This is a genomic window from Salmonella sp. SAL4457 (assembly GCF_046548235.1).
GTDB classification, from domain to species: Bacteria; Pseudomonadota; Gammaproteobacteria; order Enterobacterales; family Enterobacteriaceae; genus Salmonella; species Salmonella enterica.
Genome location: NZ_JBGDZO010000552.1, coordinates 1 through 269, shown reverse-complemented (window position 1 = coordinate 269; position 269 = coordinate 1). Strand labels below are relative to the sequence as shown.

Sequence of the window (269 nt, the reverse complement as noted above, 5' to 3'; positions counted from 1 at the left end):
CCTGGTGATGCCGATGCTCGCCCGGCTGCGCGCGAGCTATCCGGGAATCACCGTCAACCTGCGTCTGGGCAACGCCCAGGAGACCCTCGCGGCGCTGCTCAGCGAACACGTCGACGTCGCCGTGCTGACCGAGGTCGAGGCGCGTCCCGGGCTGTTCCTGGAGGAGTTGGTGAATTCGCGTATCTGCGCCCTGTTGCCTCGCCAGCATCCCTGGTGCGAACGCAACGAAGGCGTACCGCTGGAAGAGCTCGACCAGCAGATCATGGTGC

The 269-nt window shown here is 66.2% G+C and carries 1 protein-coding gene; it reads left to right on the top strand.

Annotated features, from left to right (window positions below; genetic code table 11):
- Positions 1–13: 13 nt before the first annotated feature.
- Positions 14–269, top strand: a 256-nt coding sequence (locus tag ACLJNW_RS25430; protein WP_410961396.1) for a LysR substrate-binding domain-containing protein, incomplete at its 3' end; no start/stop codon positions are given.